Origin of the sequence: Aeromonas sp. JL9 (assembly GCF_024436075.1) — a bacterium.
Classification (GTDB): Bacteria; Pseudomonadota; Gammaproteobacteria; order Enterobacterales; family Aeromonadaceae; genus Aeromonas; species Aeromonas veronii.
Genome location: NZ_JANFNV010000017.1, coordinates 63,600 through 84,994, shown reverse-complemented (window position 1 = coordinate 84,994; position 21,395 = coordinate 63,600). Strand labels below are relative to the sequence as shown.

Sequence of the window (21,395 nt, the reverse complement as noted above, 5' to 3'; positions counted from 1 at the left end):
GGATGACGTGAGCGCGTTAAGGATCAGGGTGTTCACGTTGGCCGGAATGGCTGTTCAACTTCGCCGGAATACGCATGCCTCACCAACTCACCCCGAATGACCATCATCAGATTGCAACATCTGTTTCTGAAGCAACCAAAACGCGCTGTAAGAGATCTGCCATTCCATATGTAAGCTAACAGCCGAAAAGATCCCCGAGATAATCGGAAGATAAGATCTTAAAACATGAATATGAGTAACTTAACTAGCTGTTTATAAATGAATAAATCGAAACTCACCACTTTCGAAATAGCTAATAACAAAAACGTTTTCCAATCTGGCGTTGTAGCCGGTTAGAAAATCCTTATAGTTACTCATGCACGGACGCAATGAAGTCGGTCAGGAAGACTGGCTGCCAGGGTTGGGCAAATGGACTCACCACAGGATGTGGTAAAGGACACCTCCCAGGACGGAGAAAGTGCGACGGGACAGGATGACTCGTCAGGCCAAGATGGCTAAAGGACACCCCAAAGGATTGGGAAGGGGAAACCTAAAGGAAGAGGTAAACAGTCAGGGATTGCAGGGAGCAACTTCGTTCAAGGATCTGAGCGATACGACTACCGGGGGCGACGCAAGTCGCCCCCATCTTTTTATCTGCGTTTTACCGCGACCATTGCTTGATTCCCAATTGCTTGCCTCAGCGCAGAGACTTCTTGCCAGAACCTTCCCGACCCGCTGCTTAAGCAAAAATACATATGAAAGGGGCGCCACGATGGCGCCCCTTTCTGTTTTCTGATCGGCAAACAAGCTTATATCACGCGAGAAAACTGCTGCTGGCGCGCCTTGTTGCGCAGGTACACGTCGAAACACATGCAGATATTGCGGATCAGCAGCTGCCCCGTGGAGGAGACCTCCAGACCATCCTCCGTCATACGCACCAGTCCATCGTTGATGAAGGTCTGCAGCAGCTTGAGATCGTCGGCAAAATACTCTCTGAAATTGAGCCCGTGCGCCTGTTCGACAGCGGCAAAGTTCAGACGGAAATCACAGATGAGCCGCTTGATCACCTCACGGCGGATCAGGTCATCCTGATTGAGCGAGCAGCCTTTCCACTGGGCATGACCCAGCTCTGCAACCTGTGCGTAATAGGTCTTGAGCTCTTTCTGGTTCTGGGAGTAGGCATCACCGATCATGCTGATGGAGGAGACCCCCAGCCCCAGCAGATCGCAATCACCTTGAGTGGTATAGCCCTGGAAGTTGCGGTGCAGCTTGCCCTCGCGCTGCGCCACTGCCAGTTCGTCATCTGGTTTGGCAAAATGGTCCATGCCGATGAACTGGTAACCCTGACCGGTGAGGAAGGCGATGGTGTCCTGCAGCATGGCCAGCTTCTCCTGCGGCGCAGGCATATCCACCTCTTTCAACTTGCGCTGGGCGGCAAAGCGACTCGGCAGATGGGCATAGTTGAAGATGGAGAGGCGCGCCGGATCCGTCTTGAGCACCTCTTCCAGCGTATGGTGGAAGCGGGCACGATCCTGATGCGGCAGGCCATAGATAAGGTCGAGGTTGGTCGAGCGGAAGCCAAGTTCACGGGCCCGTTCCAGCATCGCTTTAATAAAGTCGTTGTCCTGCTCGCGGTTGACCGCAACCTGCACATCCTTGTTGAAGTCCTGCACCCCAAGGCTGATGCGGTTGAAGCCGACGTCTCGCAGCACATCCAGCATGGTAATGGCAATCTCGCGCGGATCGACCTCGATGCTGAACTCCCCCTCTTCGGCGAAATGGAAGTGCTCACGCAGCATGGCCATCAGACGGCGCGTTTGTGCTTCATCCAGATAGGTGGGTGTTCCACCACCCCAGTGCAGCTGGGTGACCAGACGGTGCTTGAAGAGCGGGGCTTGCGCCTTGATCTCCTGCTCCAGGTGGTCGAGATACTCGTCAGCCTTGTGCTGATGACGGGTAATGACCTTGTTGCAGCCGCAGTAGTAGCAGAGCTTGTGACAGAAAGGGATATGCACGTAGAGCGACAGATTGCGCTCGGGATACTGGCCGGCAGCGCGGACAAAATCCGGATAGCCGAAGCTCTCGTTGAACTCCAGCGCAGTGGGATAAGAGGTGTATCGCGGGCCACTGTAGTTATATTTTTCGATCAGGGCCTGATCCCACACAATCTGTTCTGCTTGCACGCTCGCTTCCTCTCTTGTTGTTATTGTTGGCTCACCGACCTAACTGAAAATCCTTCAGCTGGGCCACATCCTTGAGGATCTGAGCCTCCAGCTCAGCCTCGTAGCCGCTGCGTTCGAGATCCATCTTCATCACTTCATTGCGCTTGAGGGCGCGTCTGGCCTCATGAGTCGGCATATCTTTCACCTTCTCATACAGCCCGTACAGACCCGGGAACTCGGCAACGAACGCTCGCCCCCCCTTGATCTGCAACGCATCCAGCAGATTGGTCAGCCGAATGGCGCCTTCGGAGTAATCGCACTGCCCCTCCTGCACCGCATGAGCAATGACCCGCACGCTCTCCAGAATTCGCTCATTGCGAGCAGTTATAGCCTGCCACTGCATCGCTTGCTGTCGTCTCAGTCTGGCCAGCAGCATGCCTGCATAGATGGCCAATCCTGACAAAATCAGGCCGCCCAACAGGGCGGCCAGCATCCATCCACTCATCACTTTTTCTTCGGCTCAGGCTTGGTTTCCGGCTTGAAATCGACCTGGTTGAAACGGTCCCACAACTCCTCTTCGGAGGCCGGTTTCTGCTCGTCGAACTCGGCGTCATCGCCATCATCAAACGGCAGCTCATCATCTTCATCATCGTCGTTGTCGATGATGCCCAGCTCATCCATCAGCTCCTGATAACGGTCGACACGCTGATCAACCCAGGCCTGCTCGGCCGCTTCCAGGGTTTCACCGGCATCAAGACGATCCAGCAGATCATTCAAGCGGTCATCGTTTTCGATGGAAGCCAGCTCCTGCTCGGGCGTCATCACCAGCTTCTTCTCTTTCACCGCCTTGGGGGCTGTCGGCTTCTTCTGTTTGTCATCCACCACCAGAACTACCGGCTTGCGGGAACCGATACGCGGATCTTTGGACTGGCTGTTGCCAGACTTGTTCTTCGGCTGTTCAACTTGCTGACGAGAACCCGCCTTCAGGCCCTTTCGCTTGGCAGCCCGTTTACGCTCACGGCCTTCCTGAGCACTGACATCAGATTCTTTGCGCTTGCCAGTAGGCTTGCGAGTGGGTTGTTTGGCAGACATCATGAATGGCTAACTCCGAAAATAACTGGTTTGACCCGTACCCGGGATGATCTCACCCGGTGGGATACGATGCGAGGAACAGTAAGGCTGGAACAAGAGCAGGATCCCGCACCAATCCGGCCCAATCAGGCCACTGAACACCGCAGGATCGGTATCCTCTGGGCATGTTGCTGGTATTTTGACACAGAATGGCTGATCGGGTTAATGACCCAAAAGAAAAAAGGCAGCCGAAGCTGCCTTGATATGTTCATGCGTGCGCCATCCTGAATGGCAAAACAATCTATTTCGTCCTCTCCGTGACAACTTGTCGCCGCATCATATCGTTGTGTGGTCATCCTGACCTTATATTGGTCGTTCCTGAATGTGCATGTGCCTGTTTGACCCGTCTCGACCGCATCCTGCCATCGTGCCGGGGAGTCTGCATCCCGCAACCCCATCCCGCTCCGGAGATGGTCACCATCCTGATCCTTCAATCCTTTGCCAGCTCATCCGAGCCCATGGCATCCCGCCACGCCAGCCATCCTCTGCTCACAACACCCTGTCGTGAAACCGCCACCCAATCCGTGGGTGAATCCATTAAGCCTACTGTACCAACTCTATAAAGCGGCTCAATCCACTCAAAACATTCTCAACATGTCGAAAAATATCAATACTTATATAATTCATTGATAAATAATGATTATTTAATATTTTATGCAATTTTATGAGCCTTGGCCTGCCTTGAGAATGGGAGATCTCTTACAGAACGGGGGGATTAAACCGAGAATTATCTGAAAGCCATAAAAATAACGGGGAGCCCAGGCTCCCCGTTTCAACTCAAATCGACCGTATCGACTATATCAGTGCAGACCCGCCACATATTTGGAGAGGGCTTCGATATCCTGATCAGTCAGTTTCTTGGCAACATCCCGCATCATGCCATTCGGATCGTTGTCACGCGTCCCGGCACGGAATGCGGTGAGCTGAGCCTTGATATAGGCAGGATGCTGGCCGGACAGGTTGGGATACTTCGCCTGTTCGACACCCGAGCCACGGGGACCATGGCAAGCCGTACAAGCTGCCAGACCGCGACTCATGTCACCACCCATATAGAGTGCCTTGCCCGCTTCGACCACGTCGTCAGGGACAGCGATAGGGGTAACCTTCAGGCTGGAGAAATAAGCCGCCAGGTCATCCATGTCCTGTTCCGACAAAGGTAACGCCATCGGCCCCATCACTGGCGCAACCCGGCCAATTTGACCAGAAGCGGCAGCCTTCAGTTCAACTAACTGCTTTTTGATATATGATGCGTGCTGACCAGCAATTTTGGGGTACATATCAACCAGGCTGTTTCCGTCCGGTCCATGACAAGCCGCACAAACGGCAGCCTTGGTCTGTCCCGCAGCGGCATCGCCCTTGGCTTGTGCCATCCCCGTTACGCCAACCATCAGAGCAAGAGTAATGACTAGGTTCTTCATGGCGTTCCAACTTTTCGTTATTAGGCTTCCAGATCCCATGCCGCTGAAGGCATGTTAAAATAAACGCGTTTAAGCGACGCTATTTTACACCATTTTACAAAAAAGTAACTCTATAACCCTCTATCTCCATGGGGAATTTACGTTGGATACACAAACTCTGAATTTCAATAAGGTGCATTTTGTGACCAGCGCACCCGACATCCGTCACCTGCCAAATGATGGGGGTGTCGAGATCGCGTTTGCCGGCCGTTCCAACGCCGGTAAGTCATCTGCATTGAACACCTTAACCAAACACAAGAACCTGGCGCGCACCAGTAAGACACCCGGTCGTACCCAGCTGATCAACCTGTTTGAGCTGGAACCGGGCAAGCGTCTGGTCGACTTGCCGGGTTATGGTTATGCGCAAGTTCCGCTTGAAATGAAGCTCAAGTGGCAAAAGTCACTGGCAGAGTATCTGCAGCGCCGTGAGTCATTGAAAGGTCTGGTGATCCTGATGGACATCCGCCACCCGCTCAAAGATACCGACATGAACATGCTGGAGTGGAGCTCACACCGTCAGCTGCCCGTCATGCTGTTGCTGACCAAGGCTGACAAACTGAGCCCGGGTCCGCGCAACAACCAGGTGATCAAGGTGCGCCAGGCCGTTGCCAACCTCGGTTCCCAGATCCAAGTTGAAGCGTTCTCCTCCCTCACCAACATCGGTGTGGAGAAGCTGGCGCAAACCCTGACCGAATGGTACGTCAGTGGTGACGATACCGACCTGCTGGACGCTGACGAACAGCAACCTGTCGAGGAGTAATCCACTCCTCGCTTTCCTTGCAATTGGCGGAGCACTCCTCCGCTGATTGAAAGGGTTTCAGATTGCCGCTTTCACCTGCCTCACGACTAATACCCCGCATTCGTCTCCCCTGTTATATCAATTACCGCTTACAGTTCATATAGATAGATCGTTAATTCATGAAAGGAATTAACTTTGGAAGACGTTGATAGCGTTTTCAGATCTGTTCTTTCAAAACGAACAAGAATTACAAAAAGAGACCAAAATGAAATTTAATTACAGAACCTGACCGGAAGGGATAAAAATGAGGCCGGACGACAGTGATGCCATCCAGCCTGAAATAATAAGTTCAAAAAATTGGGAAGAAGCTGAATCTTGAGTACCAGACGACAGGTATTCCTCAAGAAGCAGCCTCATTCTATCAAATGCATCGCCAATTTAAAGCATTTACTCTAAATGCCGCGCATAAAAAAACACCCCGACGAGAACCTCATCGGGGCAGCTATTCAGCCACATTCAATTACGTGAAATAAAAGGTCTGAAAGATAGAACATCTTACCTCTGTACCCTACGCAGACAACTGTACAGCAAAGCAGCAGAAAGTGAAAGTAATTTATGTAATTTAGTTTCACAACTTACAGATTAAGAAAAAACCATTTACTTTCATGTAGATAAAAAAATCCCCAGTACGAATACCGGGGAGTTATAAAGGTGACTAGCTAGCACTTCCTCAACTATCTAGTTAGTCAGCGCCATTTCAAAGTAGTTCCGCTACAAAACAAAAAAACTTTGGAAAATCAGAGGTAGATAGCGCCATCTTCAGCAAACTCTTGTTCTTCAATGAGTTTTTCAGCCATATCTTCAATATCAAAACGTACACTTTCGAAGGCTCTGACGATGTCATCCTCTCTCGTCAGCGCCAGACCGGTCATTTTCTCCAGTCGCCGATGGCTGATGTAACAATCTATCAGCGCCCCCATCTGCTGGGCAGGAAAACGCACCCGCTGTTCGTCAGCCTGCCACTCCATCAGGTCAGGAAACAGAATACCCTGGTTCATATCACCCCCAAGTTACGCTTCAACTCTCTCAATACCTGTTTAGTCCCGGGACGAATTCCGCGCCACACGGTAAACGCTTCGGCAGCCTGCTCCACCAACATGCCGAGTCCATCCATGGTTTGACGGGCCCCCTGCTGTTTGGCCCAACTGATAAACGCCGTATCCGAGGCGCCATACATCATGTCGTAGATGGCAATATCGGCGTGGATCAGGGCAGGGGCCAACGGCGGCAGCTCCCCTTGAAGGCTGGCGGAGGTAGAGTTGATAACGAGATCGAACGGACCAGCCAACTGCTCATAGGTCTGGGCAGTCACAGGCCCCAGATCGCAGAATTCGGCAGCCAACTGTTGCGCTTTTGTGTGGGTGCGGTTGGCGATCACCAGCTCGCTCGGCAGCTCTGCCAGCAGCGGCGCCAATGCACCGCGAGCTGCTCCACCGGCACCCAGCAGCAGGATCCGGCTATCCGCCAGCGTCACGCCGTGGGACTTGAGGTCGGCAACTAGCCCTGCACCATCGGTGTTGTCCCCCAGCAGCACGCCATCATCGGTCAGCTTGATGGTATTGACCGCGCCCGCCCGCTTGGCCCTCGGGCTCAACCGATCGACCAGAGTGAATGCCTGCTCCTTGAAGGGAACGGTGACATTGCATCCCTTGCCCCCTTGGGCAAAGAAGACCTGCAGGGCGTGGGCAAACTCGTCGACGGCGGGTTCAGCCAGTCCATACTCCAGCTCTTGCTGGGTTTGTCTGGCAAACAGGGTGTGAATGAAGGGGGACTTGCTGTGGCGCACCGGGTGGCCAAAAACCAGATAACGATCCATCAAAGAGTTCCATCATAGGGCAATATTCCGATTTAACGGGTTTTCACTCTCGGGAACAAGCCGAATATCGGCCAGTAAAAAGGGACCATCATAGTCCCTCGGGTCACAGCCACTCTCGCGGCGTGAGGTAATCGGTGTAGAGCAAGGCTTCTGGAGTGCCCGCCTCCGGCTGCCAGTCATACTCCCAACGTGCCAGCGGTGGCATCGACATCAGGATCGACTCGGTACGTCCGCCGGTCTGCAACCCGAACAGGGTGCCCCGGTCATACACCAGATTGAACTCCACATAGCGACCACGACGATAGAGCTGGAACTCCCGCTCCCGCTCGCCATAGGGCAGTACCTTGCGTCGCGCGATGATCGGCAGGTAGGCATCGAGATAACCCCGACCTACCGCCTGCATAAAGGCGAAGCAGTCGGCAAAAGGCCAGCGATTCAGATCGTCGAAGAAGAGACCGCCCACCCCTCGCGTCTCATTGCGGTGCTTGAGGAAGAAGTAGCGATCGCACCAGGATTTGAACTCGGGGTAGATCTCATCACCAAAGGGCTGGCAGAGATCACGGGAGACCTGATGCCAGTGCTGGACATCCTCGGCGAATGGATAGAATGGCGTCAAATCGAAGCCACCGCCAAACCACCAGATCGGCTCTTCGCCTTCCTTCTCGGCGATGAAGAAACGGACATTGGCGTGGCTGGTCGGCACATAGGGGTTGTGCGGATGGATCACCAGCGACACACCCATAGCCTCGAACTTGCGACCGGCCAACTCGGGGCGATGGGCCGTCGCAGAGGCAGGCATGGCATCGCCATAGACATGGGAGAAGTTGACCCCTCCCTGCTCGATCACCGCGCCATGGCGCAGCACGCGGGTACGACCGCCGCCACCGCCTTCACGACTCCAGGCATCTTCCACAAAGTGTCCGGCACCGTCGGCCAGTTCCAGACCACGGCAGATCTCGTCCTGCAACTGCAACAGGAAGGCCTTGACCTGGGCCACATCCGGTTTGCTCATCTTGTCTCCAGTCAGGCAGGATCGTGAACGCCCTGTCCATTTTTATAGTTAAATCAATCCGATGAGCTCACCGCTCAGCGGATTGATAGCAAATCATGACGTATCCGCCTGCTCAGGAGGGGCGAATAATGGCGCCGGTTCGGGCGTCCTTGATCTCTGATGGGTTGGCTTGACCACCCACTTCCCCGGGCAGGATATAGGCTAACTTGCTTGCCAGCCGCTCACCAATATCGGCCACCCGACGGGCAGGCTCCTCACCGGTCAGGTTGGCACTGGTAGAGACCAGCGGCTTACCAAAGGCACGGCACAACGCCTGTACCTGAGGATGGGCCGTCACGCGCACCGCCAGGGTCTCAAACTGCCCGGTAAGCCAGGCCGGCGTCGTTGCACGGGCAGGCATGATCCAGGTAAAAGGACCGGGCCAGCTGGCTTCAACCAGAGCCAGTTGCTCACCGCTAAGTTGGCTCAGATCGATGTAGTCCTGCAATTGCGCCAAATCGGCAGCAATCAGGATCAACCCCTTCTCTACCGGACGCTGCTTGATGGCCAGCAGTCGCTGCACCGCAACTTCGGAGTCGGGATCACATCCCAGACCAAACACGGCCTCGGTCGCATAAGCGATCACCCCTTCCTGCTGGAGGGCAGCAACCGCCTGTTCAAATTCATTTGGCATAGGAAAAATGCGGCAGCCTGGCTGCCGCCTCGTCACTTAGTAGCAAGTTGAATCCGTATGGCGGCGACCATGGCAAAGTGACGTTTTGCTGTTGCACAGGAAAAATACGACACATCCGGAGCGCCAACCGCTCACTTACTTGAGTTGAGCCTGCAGGGCGGCATCCTTGGCCATCACCTCTTCGGCATTCTTCTGGCGTTCGGCCCGAACCTTGGCCGCCAGTTCATCATCGGCTACTGCCAGCATCTGGGCTGCCAGATAACCTGCGTTCTTGGCACCGGCTTTGCCGATCGCCACGGTCGCCACCGGTACACCACCCGGCATCTGCACGGTGGAGAGCAACGCATCCAGCCCCTTGAGCGGGCCACCATCGATGGGCACCCCGATCACGGGACGAGTCGTGATGCCGGCTACGGCACCCGCCAGATGCGCCGCCAGACCGGCAGCACAGATAAAGACCTTGCAGCCACGGGCCTCGGCATCGGTCACATACTGATGAGTCGCAGCCGGCGTGCGGTGCGCGGAGGTGACTTTGACTTCCACTGCGATATCAAATGACTTGAGCACCTCGAGGGTAGTCTGCATCACGGGGAAATCAGAATCAGAGCCCATCAATACGGCAACAAAGGGTTTATTCATGGTGGGAATTTCCTTACTCCAAGTGGGGGGTTGAAGTTCACCGAAAACGTTTCAATCCGGTTGCGGCGGCGGGATTATACCTGCTCACTTTGGTGGCCGCATTTCTTTTGCGGACAGACCCAACGCAGAGTTCCCCTCACTTTTTTTTCCACCATGATGCCCCAGCCACACGCGGGACAAGGCATGGGGATCGGCTTGTCGTTCACCACATATTTGCAATGGGGATAGCCATCACAGGAGTAAAACTGCTTGCCGTAGCGGGAGGTGCGGCTCACCAGATGACCCTTGCCGCACTCGGGGCAGAGGATCTGGGTATCATCGCTCTCCTGCAGGGATTCGATGTGCTGACAGGCCGGATACTGGGTGCAGCCGACAAACAAGCCGTAACGCCCCTTCTTGATCGCCAGCAGCTGTCCGCAATCGGGACAGGCAGAGCCTTCGAGCACCTTTTCGATGTCGCGGCCGGATGGCGTCAGGGAGCGTATGTAATCACAGGCAGGATAGGCAGAACAGCCTAGAAATGGGCCATGTTTGCCCTGGCGGATCACCAGCTCGGCCCCACACTGCGGGCACGGCTCGCGCTCGAAGGCATGTTCGTGGGCTGAAAAGAGGTGATGATCGATTTTTGACATGGGCCGCGCCTTGAAATCCAGATGGCCTGAATTCTACCAGCGCGGCACCGGACTGTCAGTGAATGACGCCGTCTGACTCATCAAACACCAGCTCTTCCATCTGCTGGTAGGCATTTTCACTGCCCGGTACGTTGAACAGCACCATCATGACGACCCACTTGAGGTCATCCAGCTCGATGTCCGGCTTGTCCAGCTCGAGCAGGCGCTCGATACAGATCTCGCGGGTTTCGGCATTCAGCACCTGGGCCTGTTCCAGAAAGAGCAGGAAGCCGCGGCACTCGGTGCTGAGGCGTGCCAGCTCTTGCGGAGCATAGATACGCATCGAGCCTTGCGCACTGGCGGTGACATAGACCTCCCGCTCGCTATCGTGCAGATTGGCCAGTCGCTCCAGCCAGTCGAGCGCCTTGTCGATCTCTTCTTTATCGAAACCGGCCCGGCTCAACTCGTCGGTGAGCTCATCCTGCTCGACCATCACATCTGCATCGCTGTGGATGTAGGTCTCGAAAAGGTACATCAATACATCAAACATGATTCGCCCTCCTCGCTCTGACGTATCCACCGGCTACCGCCATCACTGCACCGACTAGCTCCAGCTCTACCAACCTGCCCAATACCACTTCGACAGGAAGCTGGGCCCGCTCGGCAACGGTATCCACGCTCGTGGTCTCATAATCTACGTTATCCAACAAATCGGCATAAGGCAATTCGCTATTATGCGGTTGCTCAGATGGTGTGACCGACGGATGTGGCCGTGCGATCCACTCTGGCAGCTCTTCCACTATATCGGCCGCACTCAGCACAAGTTTGGCCCCCTGCTGAATTAATCTGTTACACCCTATCGCCTGGGCGTTTTGCGGGGCGCCGGGCACTGCAAACACTTCGCGCCCCTGTTCAAGCGCATAGCGGGCGGTGATCAGCGAACCGCTCTGCTCGGTCGCCTCCACCACCAGAGTTCCCAGCGACAGACCACTGATAATACGGTTGCGACGAGGAAAATGTTCAGCCAGCGGTCCTTTATCCGGCGCCAGCTCGGAGATAAGCAAACCACCACTCTCCAGAATCTGGCCTGCCAGCCCCTGGTGGCGTTTGGGGTAGAGGCAATCCAGCCCGGAACCCAACACGGCAAGGGTGATACCGCCACAAGCCAGCGCTTGCTGATGGCAGACACCATCGATACCGAGCGCAAGGCCCGAGGTGATGGCTAACCCGCATCCAACCAGCTCGCTACAGAGGCGGGAGGCATTATCTTTGCCTGCATAGGTAGGATGGCGTGTCCCCACCATTGCCAGCTGGGGTAGCGACAGCGCAGCAAGATCGCCACGACAGTAGAGCAGCAGGGGTGCCGCGGGAATTTCCCGCAACAAGGGTGGATAAATCGGGTGATCTTGCGGAATAAGGTGATTGTCAGGCAAAGCGGCCCAAACCAGGCTCTGCTCAACCACCGGCGAGGGCCAGCGCAGTTGTTTGATCTGCTCTGACGACAACCCCATAGCATGCAGCTGCGCTTCATCGCTCTGGAACAGGGCATCAATAGTTCCCCCGGCCCGTTCCAACAGACGTGCAGCGGTCACCGGACCAATACCGGTGACCGCATCGAGAGTTAGCCAGAGCGCCAGACGCGCGTCGGGGTAGTTCACGTCAGAAGTGAGTGACCTGATAGCCCGCACTCACCATGTCGTTACTCTGCATGATGAGACCGTAACTCAGCTTGTCATACACCTTGAACAACATGACACGGGCAATCGCTTCAGAGGGCAGTGGTGCCTTCTTGTTGCTGCTGTAAAACACCCGGTTAAAAACCGACGAGAGCTCCTTGTACTGTACATCGCCATTCTTGGTGACCAGAGCAGCACCGGGCCGTCTGACATCCAGTACATCCCCGGCAACCAGTTGATCGCGGCCACCCCGGTTGATCAGCACCACATCAAACTTGCCACCTCCCCGGGTCTTGTTCGGCAAATCGATGATATAACCCGGCGTGATGGCAGGTGCCGCTTTCGGTGTGAAGACGGCGGGCATATTCTCCTGAGCCGGCAGCGGCATCACCTTGTCGCCCTGCAGCACTTCGCGCTGGTTATGAGTCAGAGTCACCTCGGTCCGATTGCCATCAAGACGCGCAACGGCCCGCACCACACCGGCAAAGATCGCCTCCTGGCCCAGCAGTTCACCGGTTTCGCGATCCTTGTAGACCACTCCGGGGTGATAAATGCCATAAACCTGCCCCGGCGTCAGGGAGCCCTGCACATAGAGGGTGTCCCCTTCCAGCATGCCGATATGCTTCTGATCCGACCCCAGCAGATAGGGCAAGGTTTTCTGCTGCTGGCTGTCAGCCAGAATATGGTCGGTTTGCAGGAAGGGGCCGATCTCGCTGATAGGCAGGGTCGGAATGGGGTTAGCTTTGTTCTCGTAACGGGTTTTCGGGCCGAGGCGGATGACTTGCTTGCCACCCTGCATCGCCTTGCCGAGCCGGGGTTCACCATTGACCCAGCTCAGATGCAGTACATCACCGGGGTAGATCCAGTGAGGATTGGCAATCTGCGGATTGATATTCCAGAGACGAGGCCAGAGCCAGGGTTCGGAAAGATACTTGCCGGAGATGTCCCACAGGGTGTCGCCTTTTTGCACTACATAGCTTTCGGGGTAACCCGCTTTCAGCCTCAGCTGATCGGCCACTGCTGCCTGACTCACGGTCACCAGCAGGCAGGCGAGGATGGTTTGCTTCAGATACATAACACTCCCTGTTACTTCTGTACGCAAAGTGTTGCTGTTTTTTGTCGGCGTAAATGACTAGAATTACGCCAATATTGACTGCATTTATACGAAACTAAAGAAAAAACTATGGCCATTCTAGATGTATTGCGTTTTCCCGATGAGCGCCTGCGCACCGTTGCAGCCCCTGTCGAGACCTTTACACCCGAGTTACAACAGATTGTAGATGATATGTTCGAAACCATGTACGCGGAGGAAGGCATTGGCCTGGCCGCGACTCAGGTCGACATTCACCAGCGCATCATAGTGATCGATGTCTCTGAAAACCGTGAAGATCCTCTGGTATTGATCAATCCGGAGGTCATCGAGCAGTGCGGCAGCACCGGTATCGAAGAGGGTTGCCTCTCCGTGCCCGGCAGCCGTGCTCTGGTGCCTCGCGCTGAACAGATCAAAATCCGCGCCCTGGATCGCAACGGCAAGCCATTCGAGCTGGAAGCCGACGATCTGCTCGCCATTTGCATCCAGCATGAGATGGATCATCTGGTCGGCAAGCTGTTTGTGGATTACTTGTCCCCGCTCAAGCGCCAGCGCATTCGCCAGAAGCTGGAAAAGATGGCCCGTGAAGATCGCAAAGTCCTCTGAGGATCTGCCCCATTGAATAAGCTGAAACTGATTTTTGCCGGTACTCCCGACTTCGCCGCCCGTCACCTGGCGGCGTTGTTGTCTTCCGACCACGAGGTCGTTGCCGTTTATACCCAGCCTGACAAGCCCGCTGGCCGTGGCCAGAAGCTCACCGCCAGCCCGGTCAAAGAGCTGGCACTGGCCCACAACCTGCCGGTTTACCAACCTGCCTCTCTGCGCAAGGAAGAGGCGCAAGCCGAACTGGCCGCACTTGGCGCCGACCTGATGGTGGTGGTTGCCTATGGCCTGATCCTGCCCAAGGTGGTACTCGATACCCCGCGGCTGGGCTGCATCAACGTCCATGGCTCCCTGCTGCCCCGCTGGCGCGGTGCCGCACCGATCCAGCGCTCTATCTGGGCGGGCGATGCCGAAACCGGCGTCACCATCATGCAGATGGATGTGGGACTGGATACCGGCGCCATGATCCGCAAGGTAAGCTGCCCCATCGCCGCCGACGAGACCTCTGCCAGCCTCTATGACAAGCTGGCCGAGCTGGGCCCGCAGGCACTGGTCGACACCATCAATGCCATGGCCGCCGGTGAAACCGCTGCCGAGGCGCAAGATGATGCGCTGGCCAACTACGCCGAAAAGCTCTCCAAGGAAGAGGCCCGTATCGACTGGTCGATGGAGGCTGTTGCCATCGAACGCTGCATCCGCTCGTTCAACCCCTGGCCCATCAGCTGGTTTGAAGTGGCTGACCAGACCGTCAAGGTATGGCAAGCCGCCGTCATTGACAGCGACCACGGCCAACCCGCCGGCACCCTGCTCAAGGCCGACAAGCAGGGGATCGATATCGCTACCGGCAAAGGGGTACTGCGCCTGCTGACCCTGCAACCGCCCGGCAAGAAGGCGATGTCCGTTTCGGATCTGCTCAACTCTCGCCGCGACTGGTTTGAACCCGGCACGCAATTGAATTGAACTGGATTGAATTGACACAAGCGGGGCCCAGGCCCCGACTTGCGCATCTAAGGTAACTCTATGAAAACACGTGCACAGGCCGCTCTCGTTATTCAACAGGTGCTGGATCAGGGTCAATCCCTCTCCGCTGTTCTGCCTGCTGCCCAGGAGAAGGTTGCACCTCGCGACCGCGCTCTCCTGCAAGAACTCTGCTACGGCACCCTGCGCTGGCTGCCCCGCCTCGATGCGGCAGTCAACGAGATGATGGACAAGCCGCTCAAGAACAAGAGCCGCATTTTCCACTACCTCATCCTGGTCGGTCTCTATCAGCTCATCTACACTCGCATTCCGGCTCACGCCGCGGTGGCCGAGACCGTCAACGCCGTCAAACTGCTCAAGGGCACCTCCCTGCGTGGCCTCATCAACGGCGTGCTGCGCAACTTCCAGCGCAGCGCCGAAGTCATTCTGCTGCGCATCGACCGCGTTCCCAGCATTCGCCTCGGTCATCCGGAGTGGCTCACCAAGCGTCTGCGTCAGGCCTATCACGATGAGTGGGAATTCATCATGGAGGCGAACAACCAGCGCCCCCCCATGTGGATCCGCAACAACAGCCAGCGCCAGAGCCGCGATGCCATGCTGGCTCGCATGGCTGAAGTCGGCATCAATGCCGTGGCCGGTGAAGAGGGCGAGGATTGCATCCTGCTGGAGCGTCCTTGCGATGTGACCAAGCTGCCCGGCTTCGAGGTCGGTGACTGCTCGGTACAGGATGGTGCAGCACAACAGGCTGCCGCCCTGCTCGACCCGCAACCGGGTGAGTGGGTGCTGGATGCCTGCGCCGCCCCCGGCGGCAAGACCGCCCACCTGCTGGAGCGTCAGCCCAAGCTGGCTGGCGTGGTCGCCGTTGATGCCGACGAGAACCGCCTCAAACGGGTGCAGGAGAACCTGGATCGCATCGGCCTGACCGCCAAAGTGATCCACGGCGATGCCACGGCACCGGAACAGTGGTGGCCGGAGGGTCAGTTTGACCGCATCCTGCTGGATGCTCCCTGCTCCGCCACCGGCGTCATCCGCCGCCACCCAGACATCAAGTGGTTGCGCCGTGATCAGGACATCCGCGAGCTGGCCGAGCTGCAGCGCCGTATTCTGAACGCCCTCTGGGGCAAGCTGAAAAGCGGCGGCACCCTGCTCTACGCCACCTGCTCCGTCCTGCCGGAAGAGAACTGCGAACAGATCCGCGCCTTCCTTGCCGCGACCAAAGATGCCAAATTGGTACCGTTGCACGAACAGGACACCCCGGACTGCCCGGGTCGCCAGTTCCTGCCGGGTGAAGCCGAGATGGATGGCTTCTACTACGCCAAGCTGGTCAAGCTGTGACGCTGACATGCTTCTTCCGGGGCAATCGCCATGCAGGCGAAATGCCCCTTTACTGCCTCAACGCGAGTAGACGTTCCCTATGAAAATCATCATTTTGGGAGCCGGCCAGGTCGGCGGCACTCTGGCCGAGAACCTGGCCGGAGAGAACAACGACATCACCATCGTCGATACCGACAGTGAGCGCCTGCGCGAACTGCAGGACAAGTTTGACCTGCGGGTGGTCAACGGTCACGGCGCCCACCCCAAGGTGCTGCGCGAAGCGGGTGCTCAGGATGCCGACATGCTGGTCGCCGTCACCAACAGTGACGAGACCAACATGATCGCCTGTCAGGTGGCCTACTCCCTGTTCAACACCCCGAACAAGGTGGCACGGATCCGCTCGCCAGCTTATCTGACCGAACGGGATCGCCTGTTCCTGCCGGAATCGGTACCGGTTGATCACCTGATCGCGCCGGAGCAGCTGGTGACCGACTATGTGCGTCGCCTGATCGAATACCCGGGCGCCCTGCAAGTGGTTGATTTTGCAGGTGGCCGCGTCGGTCTGGTGGCGGTCAAGGCCTACTACGGTGGCCCGCTGGTGGGTAATGCCCTCTCGACCCTGCGCGAGCACATGCCCAACATCGAAACTCGGGTAGCGGCCATCTTCCGTCAGGGCCGCCCGATCCGTCCGCAAGGTACCACCATCATCGAAGCGGATGACGAGGTCTTCTTCGTCGCCGCCGCGGGCCATATCCGTGCCGTGATGTCTGAGCTGCAGCGCCTAGAGAGCCCCTACCGCCGCATCATGATCGTCGGTGGCGGCAACATCGGCGCGGGTCTCGCCCGCCAGCTGGAGAAGCGCTACAGCGTCAAGCTCATCGAGCGCAACCAGAAGCGGGCGGAGCAGCTCTCCGAACTGCTGGAGAACACCATCGTCTTCTGTGGCGATGCGGCGGATCAGGAGCTGCTGGCCGAGGAGCACATCGACCAGATCGACGTCTTCATCGCCGTGACCAACGAGGATGAGGCCAACATCATGTCGGCGCTGCTCGCCAAGAAGATGGGCGCCAAGAAGACCATGGTGCTGATCCAGCGCGGCGCCTACGTCGATCTGGTGCAGGGTGGCTCCATCGATATCGCTATCTCGCCCCAGCAGGCCACCATCTCGGCGCTGTTGACCCACGTGCGCCGGGCCGATATCGCCAACGTCTACAGCCTGCGCCGCGGCGCGGCCGAGGCGATCGAGGCGATTGCCCACGGTGACGAGAACACCTCCAAGGTGGTCGGCAAGACGGTGGGCGAGCTCAAGCTGCCGCCGGGCACCACCATAGGTGCCGTAGTACGCGGAGATGAGGTGCTGATCGCCCACGATCGCACCAAGATCCAGCAGGATGACCACGTGGTCATGTTCCTGGTGGACAAGAAGTACATCCCGGAAGTGGAGCGGCTGTTCCAGCCAAGCCCCTTCTTCCTGTAACGTCTTCATGCGCACAGGCTGTCAAACCAGACCCGGCTCAGCTCCCCCAAGGGGATGGTCCGGGTCTTTTGTTAATCAACGACCAGGTTATCGAACATGATCAAGCTGCGTCCCATTATCTTCACCCTCGGGCTGGTGCTCTCCAAGCTGGCGCTCTTCATGTGGCTGCCCACCTTGCTAGCACTGCTCACCGGGTCAGAGGGATTTGTCGAGTTTCTCAAGTCCGTGCTCATCACCCACGGCGCCGCCCTGCTCTGCCTCCACTATGGTCGCAAGGCGGAGTTTCATCTGGGGGTGCGGGAGATGTTCCTGCTCACCACCTCGGTCTGGGTGGTGGCCTGCGCCTTCGGCGCCCTGCCCTTTGTCTTCATCACCCACATCAACTTCACCGACGCCTACTTCGAGACCATGTCGGGGGTAACCACCACGGGCTCCACCGTGCTCTCCGGCCTCGACAACATGGCCCACAGTATCCTGTTGTGGCGTTCCATCCTGCAGTGGTTGGGCGGGGTCGGCTTTATCGTGATGGCGGTAGCCGTGCTGCCCTACCTCAACGTCGGCGGCATGAAGCTGTTCCAGACCGAGAGCTCGGACTGGTCGGATAAAAGCGCCCCGCGTGCCAAGACGGTCGCCAACAACATCGTCGTGGTCTATCTGGTGCTCTCCATGCTCTGCTTTATGGCCTACTGGGCCAGCGGCATGAACATGTTCGAGGCGATCAACCACGCCATGACCACTCTCAGTACCGGCGGCTACTCCACCTCCGATCAATCCATGTCCCACTTCTCCAACTCGGCACACTGGATTGGCACCCTGTTCATGTTCCTCGGTGGCCTGCCCTTCCTGCTCTATGTGCAGAGCCTCAACCACAGGGATAACAGCCTGTTCAAGGATGCCCAGGTGCGCGGCTTCTTCTGGCTGGTGGTCTGGGTCACCGTCATCATGACCTTCTACCTGTGGGAGAGAGACCTGTTCGGCTTCTGGGATGCCCTGCGCATCAGCTGCTTCAACATCGTCTCGGTGCTCACCACCACGGGCTTCGGCCTCGGTGACTTCGGCACCTGGGGGCCGCTCGCCAGCATCACCTTCATCGTGCTGCTGGCGCTTGGCGCCTGCTCGGGTTCGACTGCGGGCGGCCTCAAGATCTTCCGGGTACAGGTGGCGTTTGCCCTGTTCAAGAAGCAGATGCGCCAGCTGATGCATCCCTCCGGCGTATTTCCCCAGAAGTACAACGGCAGGACGGTCAACGACGCCATCATCCGCTCGATGATCTCCTTCGTGCTGGCCTACTTCGCCATCATTCTGGTAATCGCGGCGCTGCTGGCCGCCATCGGGCTCGACCCCCTCACCTCCATCTCCAGCTCCATCACCGCGGTTGCCAACGTGGGGCCCGGGATGGGGCCGGTGGTGGGCCCCAGCACCAACTTCGCCAGTCTGCCCGACTCGGCCAAGTGGCTGCTGTCGTTCGGCATGCTGCTCGGCCGACTGGAGATCCTGACGGTCGCCGTACTCTTCTTCCCCTCGTTCTGGCGCCAGTAACGCGCAAGCAGCGACGCCCTCCACCGGTTGATAGCAACCGGTGGAGGGCGTCGTCTTTTATGCCCCCAGATCGGGCACAGCCCTGTAATGGCTTGGCATGAGCCGCAGAGTGCTTCAGGCAGCCGAATTCGTTCGCATAAGATAAAGTTGGGCCATTAAGGCAAAATCCATAAATTAAATTTATATCGAATGATTTGACTCACTCATAAGGCCCCGCCCCTGCCAGCAGGCTCGGTAAAGCCATCTTCCGATCTGCAGAGCCCTGCTTTCAGAACACGCCCACTGCCCCAGCCATGGCGAGCCAGATACAACTCCAAAACGAATGCCCATTGATAGCCTGTCACGCTCGGCAGCAGCGTTTATCCGCAAAGCAAGGTGCAACCGATCAGCCCAGCTCAACGCAGATAAAAAAAGGCCCAAACCGGAGGTTTGGGCCTTTCTATCAGCGAATCGTCAGCAGCCGCGAGGGCTACCGGGACTCAGCACATGGGATTAACCACGGCCAGAGCGCTTGCGATCCAGCTCGGTCAACAGCTTCTTACGGATACGGATGCTCTTCGGAGTCACTTCTACCAGCTCATCGTTGTCGATGAACTCGAGAGCCTGTTCCAGAGTCATGCGGATCGGCGGAGTCAGAACCTGAGCTTCGTCGGTACCGGAGGCACGCATGTTAGTCAGCTGTTTGCCTTTCAGGCAGTTAACAGTCAGGTCGTTGGAACGGGAGTGAATACCGATCACTTGGCCTTCGTACACTTCGGTCGCGTGACCGATGAACAGACGACCACGGTCTTGCAGACCGAACAGGGCGTAAGTCAGTGCTTTACCGGTAGCGTTGGAGATCAGCACGCCATTCTGACGCTCGCCGATGCTACCACCCTTGTGCGGACCGTAGTGGTCGAAGGTGTGGTACAGCAGACCGGTACCTGAGGTCATGGTCATGAATTCGGTCTGGAAACCGATCAGGCCACGGCTCGGGATCATGAAGTCCAGACGGACACGACCCTTGCCATCCGGGGTCATGTTGGTCATTTCGCCTTTACGCAGACCCAGTTGCTCCATCACGGAACCCTGGTGCGCTTCTTCAACGTCCACAGTTACAGTTTCGAACGGTTCTTGCAGAACGCCATCAACGGTACGCAGGATTACTTCCGGACGGGACACAGCCAGTTCGTAACCTTCGCGACGCATATTTTCGATCAGGATGGAGAGGTGCAGCTCACCACGACCGGATACACGGAACTTGTCCGGATCATCAGTCTCTTCCACACGCAGAGCCACGTTGTGGACCAGCTCCTGGTTCAGACGCTCCAGAATGTTACGGGAGGTCACGAACTTGCCCTCTTTACCGGCGAACGGTGAGGTGTTGACCTGGAAGGTCATGTTCACGGTCGGCTCGTCAACGGAGAGCGGCGGCAGGGCTTCAACGGCACCATTGTCACAGATGGTGTCGGAGATTTTCAGCTCGCCCAGACCGGTGATAGCGATGATGTCACCCGCTTGCGCGTCGGTAACTTCAGTACGGGACAGACCCAGGTAACCCAGCACCTGACCGACTTTACCGTTACGGGTCTTGCCGTCGGCACCAACGATGGTGACCTGCTGGTTGGTCTTGACACGACCACGGGTGATACGGCCGATACCGATAACGCCCACATAGGAGTTGTAGTCCAGCTGGGAGATCTGCATCTGGAACGCGCCTTCGGTGTCAGCTTTCGGGGCTTCCACGTTGTCGACGATGGCCTGGAACAGCGGCTCCATGTTCTCGGACTCGACGTCCTGATCCATGGTGGCCCAACCGTTCAGTGCAGAGGCGTAAACCACTTTGAAGTCCAACTGTTCGTCAGTCGCGCCCAGGTTGTCGAACAGGTCAAATACCTGATCCATTACCCAGTCAGGACGAGCACCCGGACGGTCAACCTTGTTGATGACCACGATCGGCTTCAGACCCTGAGCGAACGCTTTCTGGGTCACGAAACGGGTTTGCGGCATCGGGCCGTCTACGGCGTCAACCAGCAGCAGCACGGAGTCAACCATGGACAGTACGCGCTCTACTTCACCACCGAAGTCGGCGTGACCCGGGGTATCAACGATGTTGATGCGGTAGTCATTCCAGCGGATCGCAGTGTTCTTGGCGAGAATGGTGATGCCACGTTCCCGTTCCAGATCATTGGAGTCCATGATCCGTTCCTGGCCTTCCGTGGAGCGGTCCAGGGTGCCGGACTGCTGCAGCAGCTTATCAACCAGAGTCGTTTTGCCGTGGTCAACGTGCGCAATAATCGCAATATTGCGTAAATTCTCTAACATTCTCGCCTCAATCACCGGGTAAAATTGGGCGCTAATTGTACTCTTGCCTTTGTGATCTGCCTAGCAGAATTGCAGTACATTCGCGCATAACAACAGATCTGGATCATAGACCTCTCTGACAAACCCTGCTTAGAT

20 protein-coding genes are annotated in these 21,395 nt (G+C 56.9%); 6 read left to right on the top strand and 14 right to left on the bottom strand.

The genetic code is table 11. From position 1 onward, the window contains the following. Positions 1-788: 788 nt before the first annotated feature. The 4 genes from hemN to NOM06_RS13510 form a co-directional block, all read right to left on the bottom strand. Positions 789-2,162 (bottom strand): oxygen-independent coproporphyrinogen III oxidase, encoded by a 1,374-nt coding sequence (gene hemN / locus NOM06_RS13525; RefSeq protein WP_255911958.1) that lies wholly within the window; start codon positions 2,160-2,162, stop codon positions 789-791. A gap of 31 nt (positions 2,163-2,193) precedes the next feature. Continuing rightward, positions 2,194-2,634: a DUF2489 domain-containing protein gene (locus NOM06_RS13520; RefSeq protein WP_005339712.1), complete on the bottom strand. Its 441-nt coding sequence runs from the start codon at positions 2,632-2,634 to the stop codon at positions 2,194-2,196. 11 nt (positions 2,635-2,645) lie between these two features. Next, positions 2,646-3,233 carry a Der GTPase-activating protein YihI gene (gene yihI, locus NOM06_RS13515; RefSeq protein WP_255911959.1) on the bottom strand — a complete coding sequence of 196 codons (588 nt, stop codon included), beginning with the start codon at positions 3,231-3,233 and terminating at the stop codon, positions 2,646-2,648. Between the two features lie 839 nt (positions 3,234-4,072). After that, positions 4,073-4,690, bottom strand: coding sequence for a cytochrome c (locus NOM06_RS13510; RefSeq protein ID WP_005339710.1), 618 nt, complete (start codon positions 4,688-4,690; stop codon positions 4,073-4,075). 142 nt (positions 4,691-4,832) lie between these two features. Here NOM06_RS13510 and yihA point away from each other — a divergent pair, with 142 nt between their 5' ends. After that, the gene (yihA, locus tag NOM06_RS13505; protein WP_042657324.1) at positions 4,833-5,489 is read left to right on the top strand and encodes a ribosome biogenesis GTP-binding protein YihA/YsxC; all 657 of its coding nucleotides are present in this window, start codon (positions 4,833-4,835) and stop codon (positions 5,487-5,489) included. A 776-nt stretch (positions 5,490-6,265) separates the two neighbouring features. Here the strand turns inward: yihA and NOM06_RS13500 are convergent. The 9 genes from NOM06_RS13500 to NOM06_RS13460 form a co-directional block, all read right to left on the bottom strand. Beyond that, the gene (locus NOM06_RS13500) at positions 6,266-6,526 is read right to left on the bottom strand and encodes a DUF1488 domain-containing protein (RefSeq protein WP_203119788.1); all 261 of its coding nucleotides are present in this window, start codon (positions 6,524-6,526) and stop codon (positions 6,266-6,268) included. Beyond that, on the bottom strand, positions 6,523-7,344 hold the full coding sequence (gene aroE, locus NOM06_RS13495) for a shikimate dehydrogenase (RefSeq protein WP_255911957.1): 822 nt from the start codon (positions 7,342-7,344) through the stop codon (positions 6,523-6,525). Before aroE ends, NOM06_RS13500 begins: the two co-directional genes overlap by 4 nt. Before the next feature lie 103 nt (positions 7,345-7,447). Beyond that, positions 7,448-8,356, bottom strand: a complete 909-nt coding sequence (gene hemF, locus NOM06_RS13490; protein WP_255911956.1) for an oxygen-dependent coproporphyrinogen oxidase — start codon at positions 8,354-8,356, stop codon at positions 7,448-7,450. A gap of 112 nt (positions 8,357-8,468) precedes the next feature. Further along, a complete protein-coding gene (locus tag NOM06_RS13485; protein WP_150995567.1) occupies positions 8,469-9,029 on the bottom strand; it encodes an L-threonylcarbamoyladenylate synthase in 561 nt (186 codons plus the stop codon). A gap of 135 nt (positions 9,030-9,164) precedes the next feature. Beyond that, positions 9,165-9,668: a 5-(carboxyamino)imidazole ribonucleotide mutase gene (purE, locus tag NOM06_RS13480; RefSeq protein ID WP_005339704.1), complete on the bottom strand. Its 504-nt coding sequence runs from the start codon at positions 9,666-9,668 to the stop codon at positions 9,165-9,167. A gap of 74 nt (positions 9,669-9,742) precedes the next feature. Then, positions 9,743-10,300: a type I DNA topoisomerase gene (locus NOM06_RS13475; protein WP_040070087.1), complete on the bottom strand. Its 558-nt coding sequence runs from the start codon at positions 10,298-10,300 to the stop codon at positions 9,743-9,745. 55 nt (positions 10,301-10,355) lie between these two features. Further along, positions 10,356-10,829, bottom strand: a complete 474-nt coding sequence (locus NOM06_RS13470; RefSeq protein ID WP_005339699.1) for a DUF494 family protein — start codon at positions 10,827-10,829, stop codon at positions 10,356-10,358. Continuing rightward, complete coding sequence (dprA, locus tag NOM06_RS13465; protein ID WP_255911954.1) at positions 10,822-11,937, bottom strand: DNA-processing protein DprA; 1,116 nt, start codon at positions 11,935-11,937, stop codon at positions 10,822-10,824. Before dprA ends, NOM06_RS13470 begins: the two co-directional genes overlap by 8 nt. Before the next feature lies 1 nt (position 11,938). Further along, positions 11,939-13,030, bottom strand: coding sequence for a LysM peptidoglycan-binding domain-containing protein (locus NOM06_RS13460; protein ID WP_255911952.1), 1,092 nt, complete (start codon positions 13,028-13,030; stop codon positions 11,939-11,941). Between the two features lie 108 nt (positions 13,031-13,138). Here NOM06_RS13460 and def point away from each other — a divergent pair, with 108 nt between their 5' ends. From def to NOM06_RS13435, 5 genes are all read left to right on the top strand, one after another. Beyond that, positions 13,139-13,651 carry a peptide deformylase gene (def, locus tag NOM06_RS13455; RefSeq protein ID WP_005357510.1) on the top strand — a complete coding sequence of 171 codons (513 nt, stop codon included), beginning with the start codon at positions 13,139-13,141 and terminating at the stop codon, positions 13,649-13,651. Positions 13,652-13,663: 12 nt separating this feature from the next. Next, positions 13,664-14,608, top strand: a complete 945-nt coding sequence (gene fmt, locus NOM06_RS13450; protein WP_005357507.1) for a methionyl-tRNA formyltransferase — start codon at positions 13,664-13,666, stop codon at positions 14,606-14,608. Between the two features lie 60 nt (positions 14,609-14,668). Continuing rightward, positions 14,669-15,961 carry a 16S rRNA (cytosine(967)-C(5))-methyltransferase RsmB gene (rsmB, locus tag NOM06_RS13445; RefSeq protein ID WP_255911950.1) on the top strand — a complete coding sequence of 431 codons (1,293 nt, stop codon included), beginning with the start codon at positions 14,669-14,671 and terminating at the stop codon, positions 15,959-15,961. Between the two features lie 79 nt (positions 15,962-16,040). Continuing rightward, positions 16,041-17,417 (top strand): Trk system potassium transporter TrkA, encoded by a 1,377-nt coding sequence (trkA, locus tag NOM06_RS13440; protein ID WP_005339689.1) that lies wholly within the window; start codon positions 16,041-16,043, stop codon positions 17,415-17,417. A gap of 96 nt (positions 17,418-17,513) precedes the next feature. Beyond that, positions 17,514-18,956, top strand: coding sequence for a TrkH family potassium uptake protein (locus NOM06_RS13435; protein ID WP_255911948.1), 1,443 nt, complete (start codon positions 17,514-17,516; stop codon positions 18,954-18,956). A 492-nt stretch (positions 18,957-19,448) separates the two neighbouring features. Here the strand turns inward: NOM06_RS13435 and typA are convergent, their stop codons facing one another. Next, positions 19,449-21,260: a translational GTPase TypA gene (gene typA, locus NOM06_RS13430; protein WP_255911946.1), complete on the bottom strand. Its 1,812-nt coding sequence runs from the start codon at positions 21,258-21,260 to the stop codon at positions 19,449-19,451. Between the last annotated feature and the right edge of the window lie 135 nt (positions 21,261-21,395).

What these genes read in the sequence shown, in the direction of transcription:
- NOM06_RS13510 (WP_005339710.1), bottom strand. Translation starts at nt 4,690, where the DNA reads ATGAAGAACCTAGTCATTACTCTTGCTCTGATGGTTGGCGTAACGGGG.
- NOM06_RS13460 (WP_255911952.1), bottom strand. Translation starts at nt 13,030, where the DNA reads ATGTATCTGAAGCAAACCATCCTCGCCTGCCTGCTGGTGACCGTGAGT.
- NOM06_RS13435 (WP_255911948.1), top strand. Translation starts at nt 17,514, where the DNA reads ATGATCAAGCTGCGTCCCATTATCTTCACCCTCGGGCTGGTGCTCTCC.
- typA (WP_255911946.1), bottom strand. Translation starts at nt 21,260, where the DNA reads ATGTTAGAGAATTTACGCAATATTGCGATTATTGCGCACGTTGACCAC.
- NOM06_RS13500 (WP_203119788.1), bottom strand. Translation starts at nt 6,526, where the DNA reads ATGAACCAGGGTATTCTGTTTCCTGACCTGATGGAGTGGCAGGCTGAC.
- hemF (WP_255911956.1), bottom strand. Translation starts at nt 8,356, where the DNA reads ATGAGCAAACCGGATGTGGCCCAGGTCAAGGCCTTCCTGTTGCAGTTG.
- def (WP_005357510.1), top strand. Translation starts at nt 13,139, where the DNA reads ATGGCCATTCTAGATGTATTGCGTTTTCCCGATGAGCGCCTGCGCACC.
- NOM06_RS13485 (WP_150995567.1), bottom strand. Translation starts at nt 9,029, where the DNA reads ATGCCAAATGAATTTGAACAGGCGGTTGCTGCCCTCCAGCAGGAAGGG.
- trkA (WP_005339689.1), top strand. Translation starts at nt 16,041, where the DNA reads ATGAAAATCATCATTTTGGGAGCCGGCCAGGTCGGCGGCACTCTGGCC.
- NOM06_RS13520 (WP_005339712.1), bottom strand. Translation starts at nt 2,634, where the DNA reads ATGCTGGCCGCCCTGTTGGGCGGCCTGATTTTGTCAGGATTGGCCATC.
- NOM06_RS13470 (WP_005339699.1), bottom strand. Translation starts at nt 10,829, where the DNA reads ATGTTTGATGTATTGATGTACCTTTTCGAGACCTACATCCACAGCGAT.
- aroE (WP_255911957.1), bottom strand. Translation starts at nt 7,344, where the DNA reads ATGGATCGTTATCTGGTTTTTGGCCACCCGGTGCGCCACAGCAAGTCC.
- rsmB (WP_255911950.1), top strand. Translation starts at nt 14,669, where the DNA reads ATGAAAACACGTGCACAGGCCGCTCTCGTTATTCAACAGGTGCTGGAT.
- NOM06_RS13475 (WP_040070087.1), bottom strand. Translation starts at nt 10,300, where the DNA reads ATGTCAAAAATCGATCATCACCTCTTTTCAGCCCACGAACATGCCTTC.
- yihI (WP_255911959.1), bottom strand. Translation starts at nt 3,233, where the DNA reads ATGTCTGCCAAACAACCCACTCGCAAGCCTACTGGCAAGCGCAAAGAA.
- purE (WP_005339704.1), bottom strand. Translation starts at nt 9,668, where the DNA reads ATGAATAAACCCTTTGTTGCCGTATTGATGGGCTCTGATTCTGATTTC.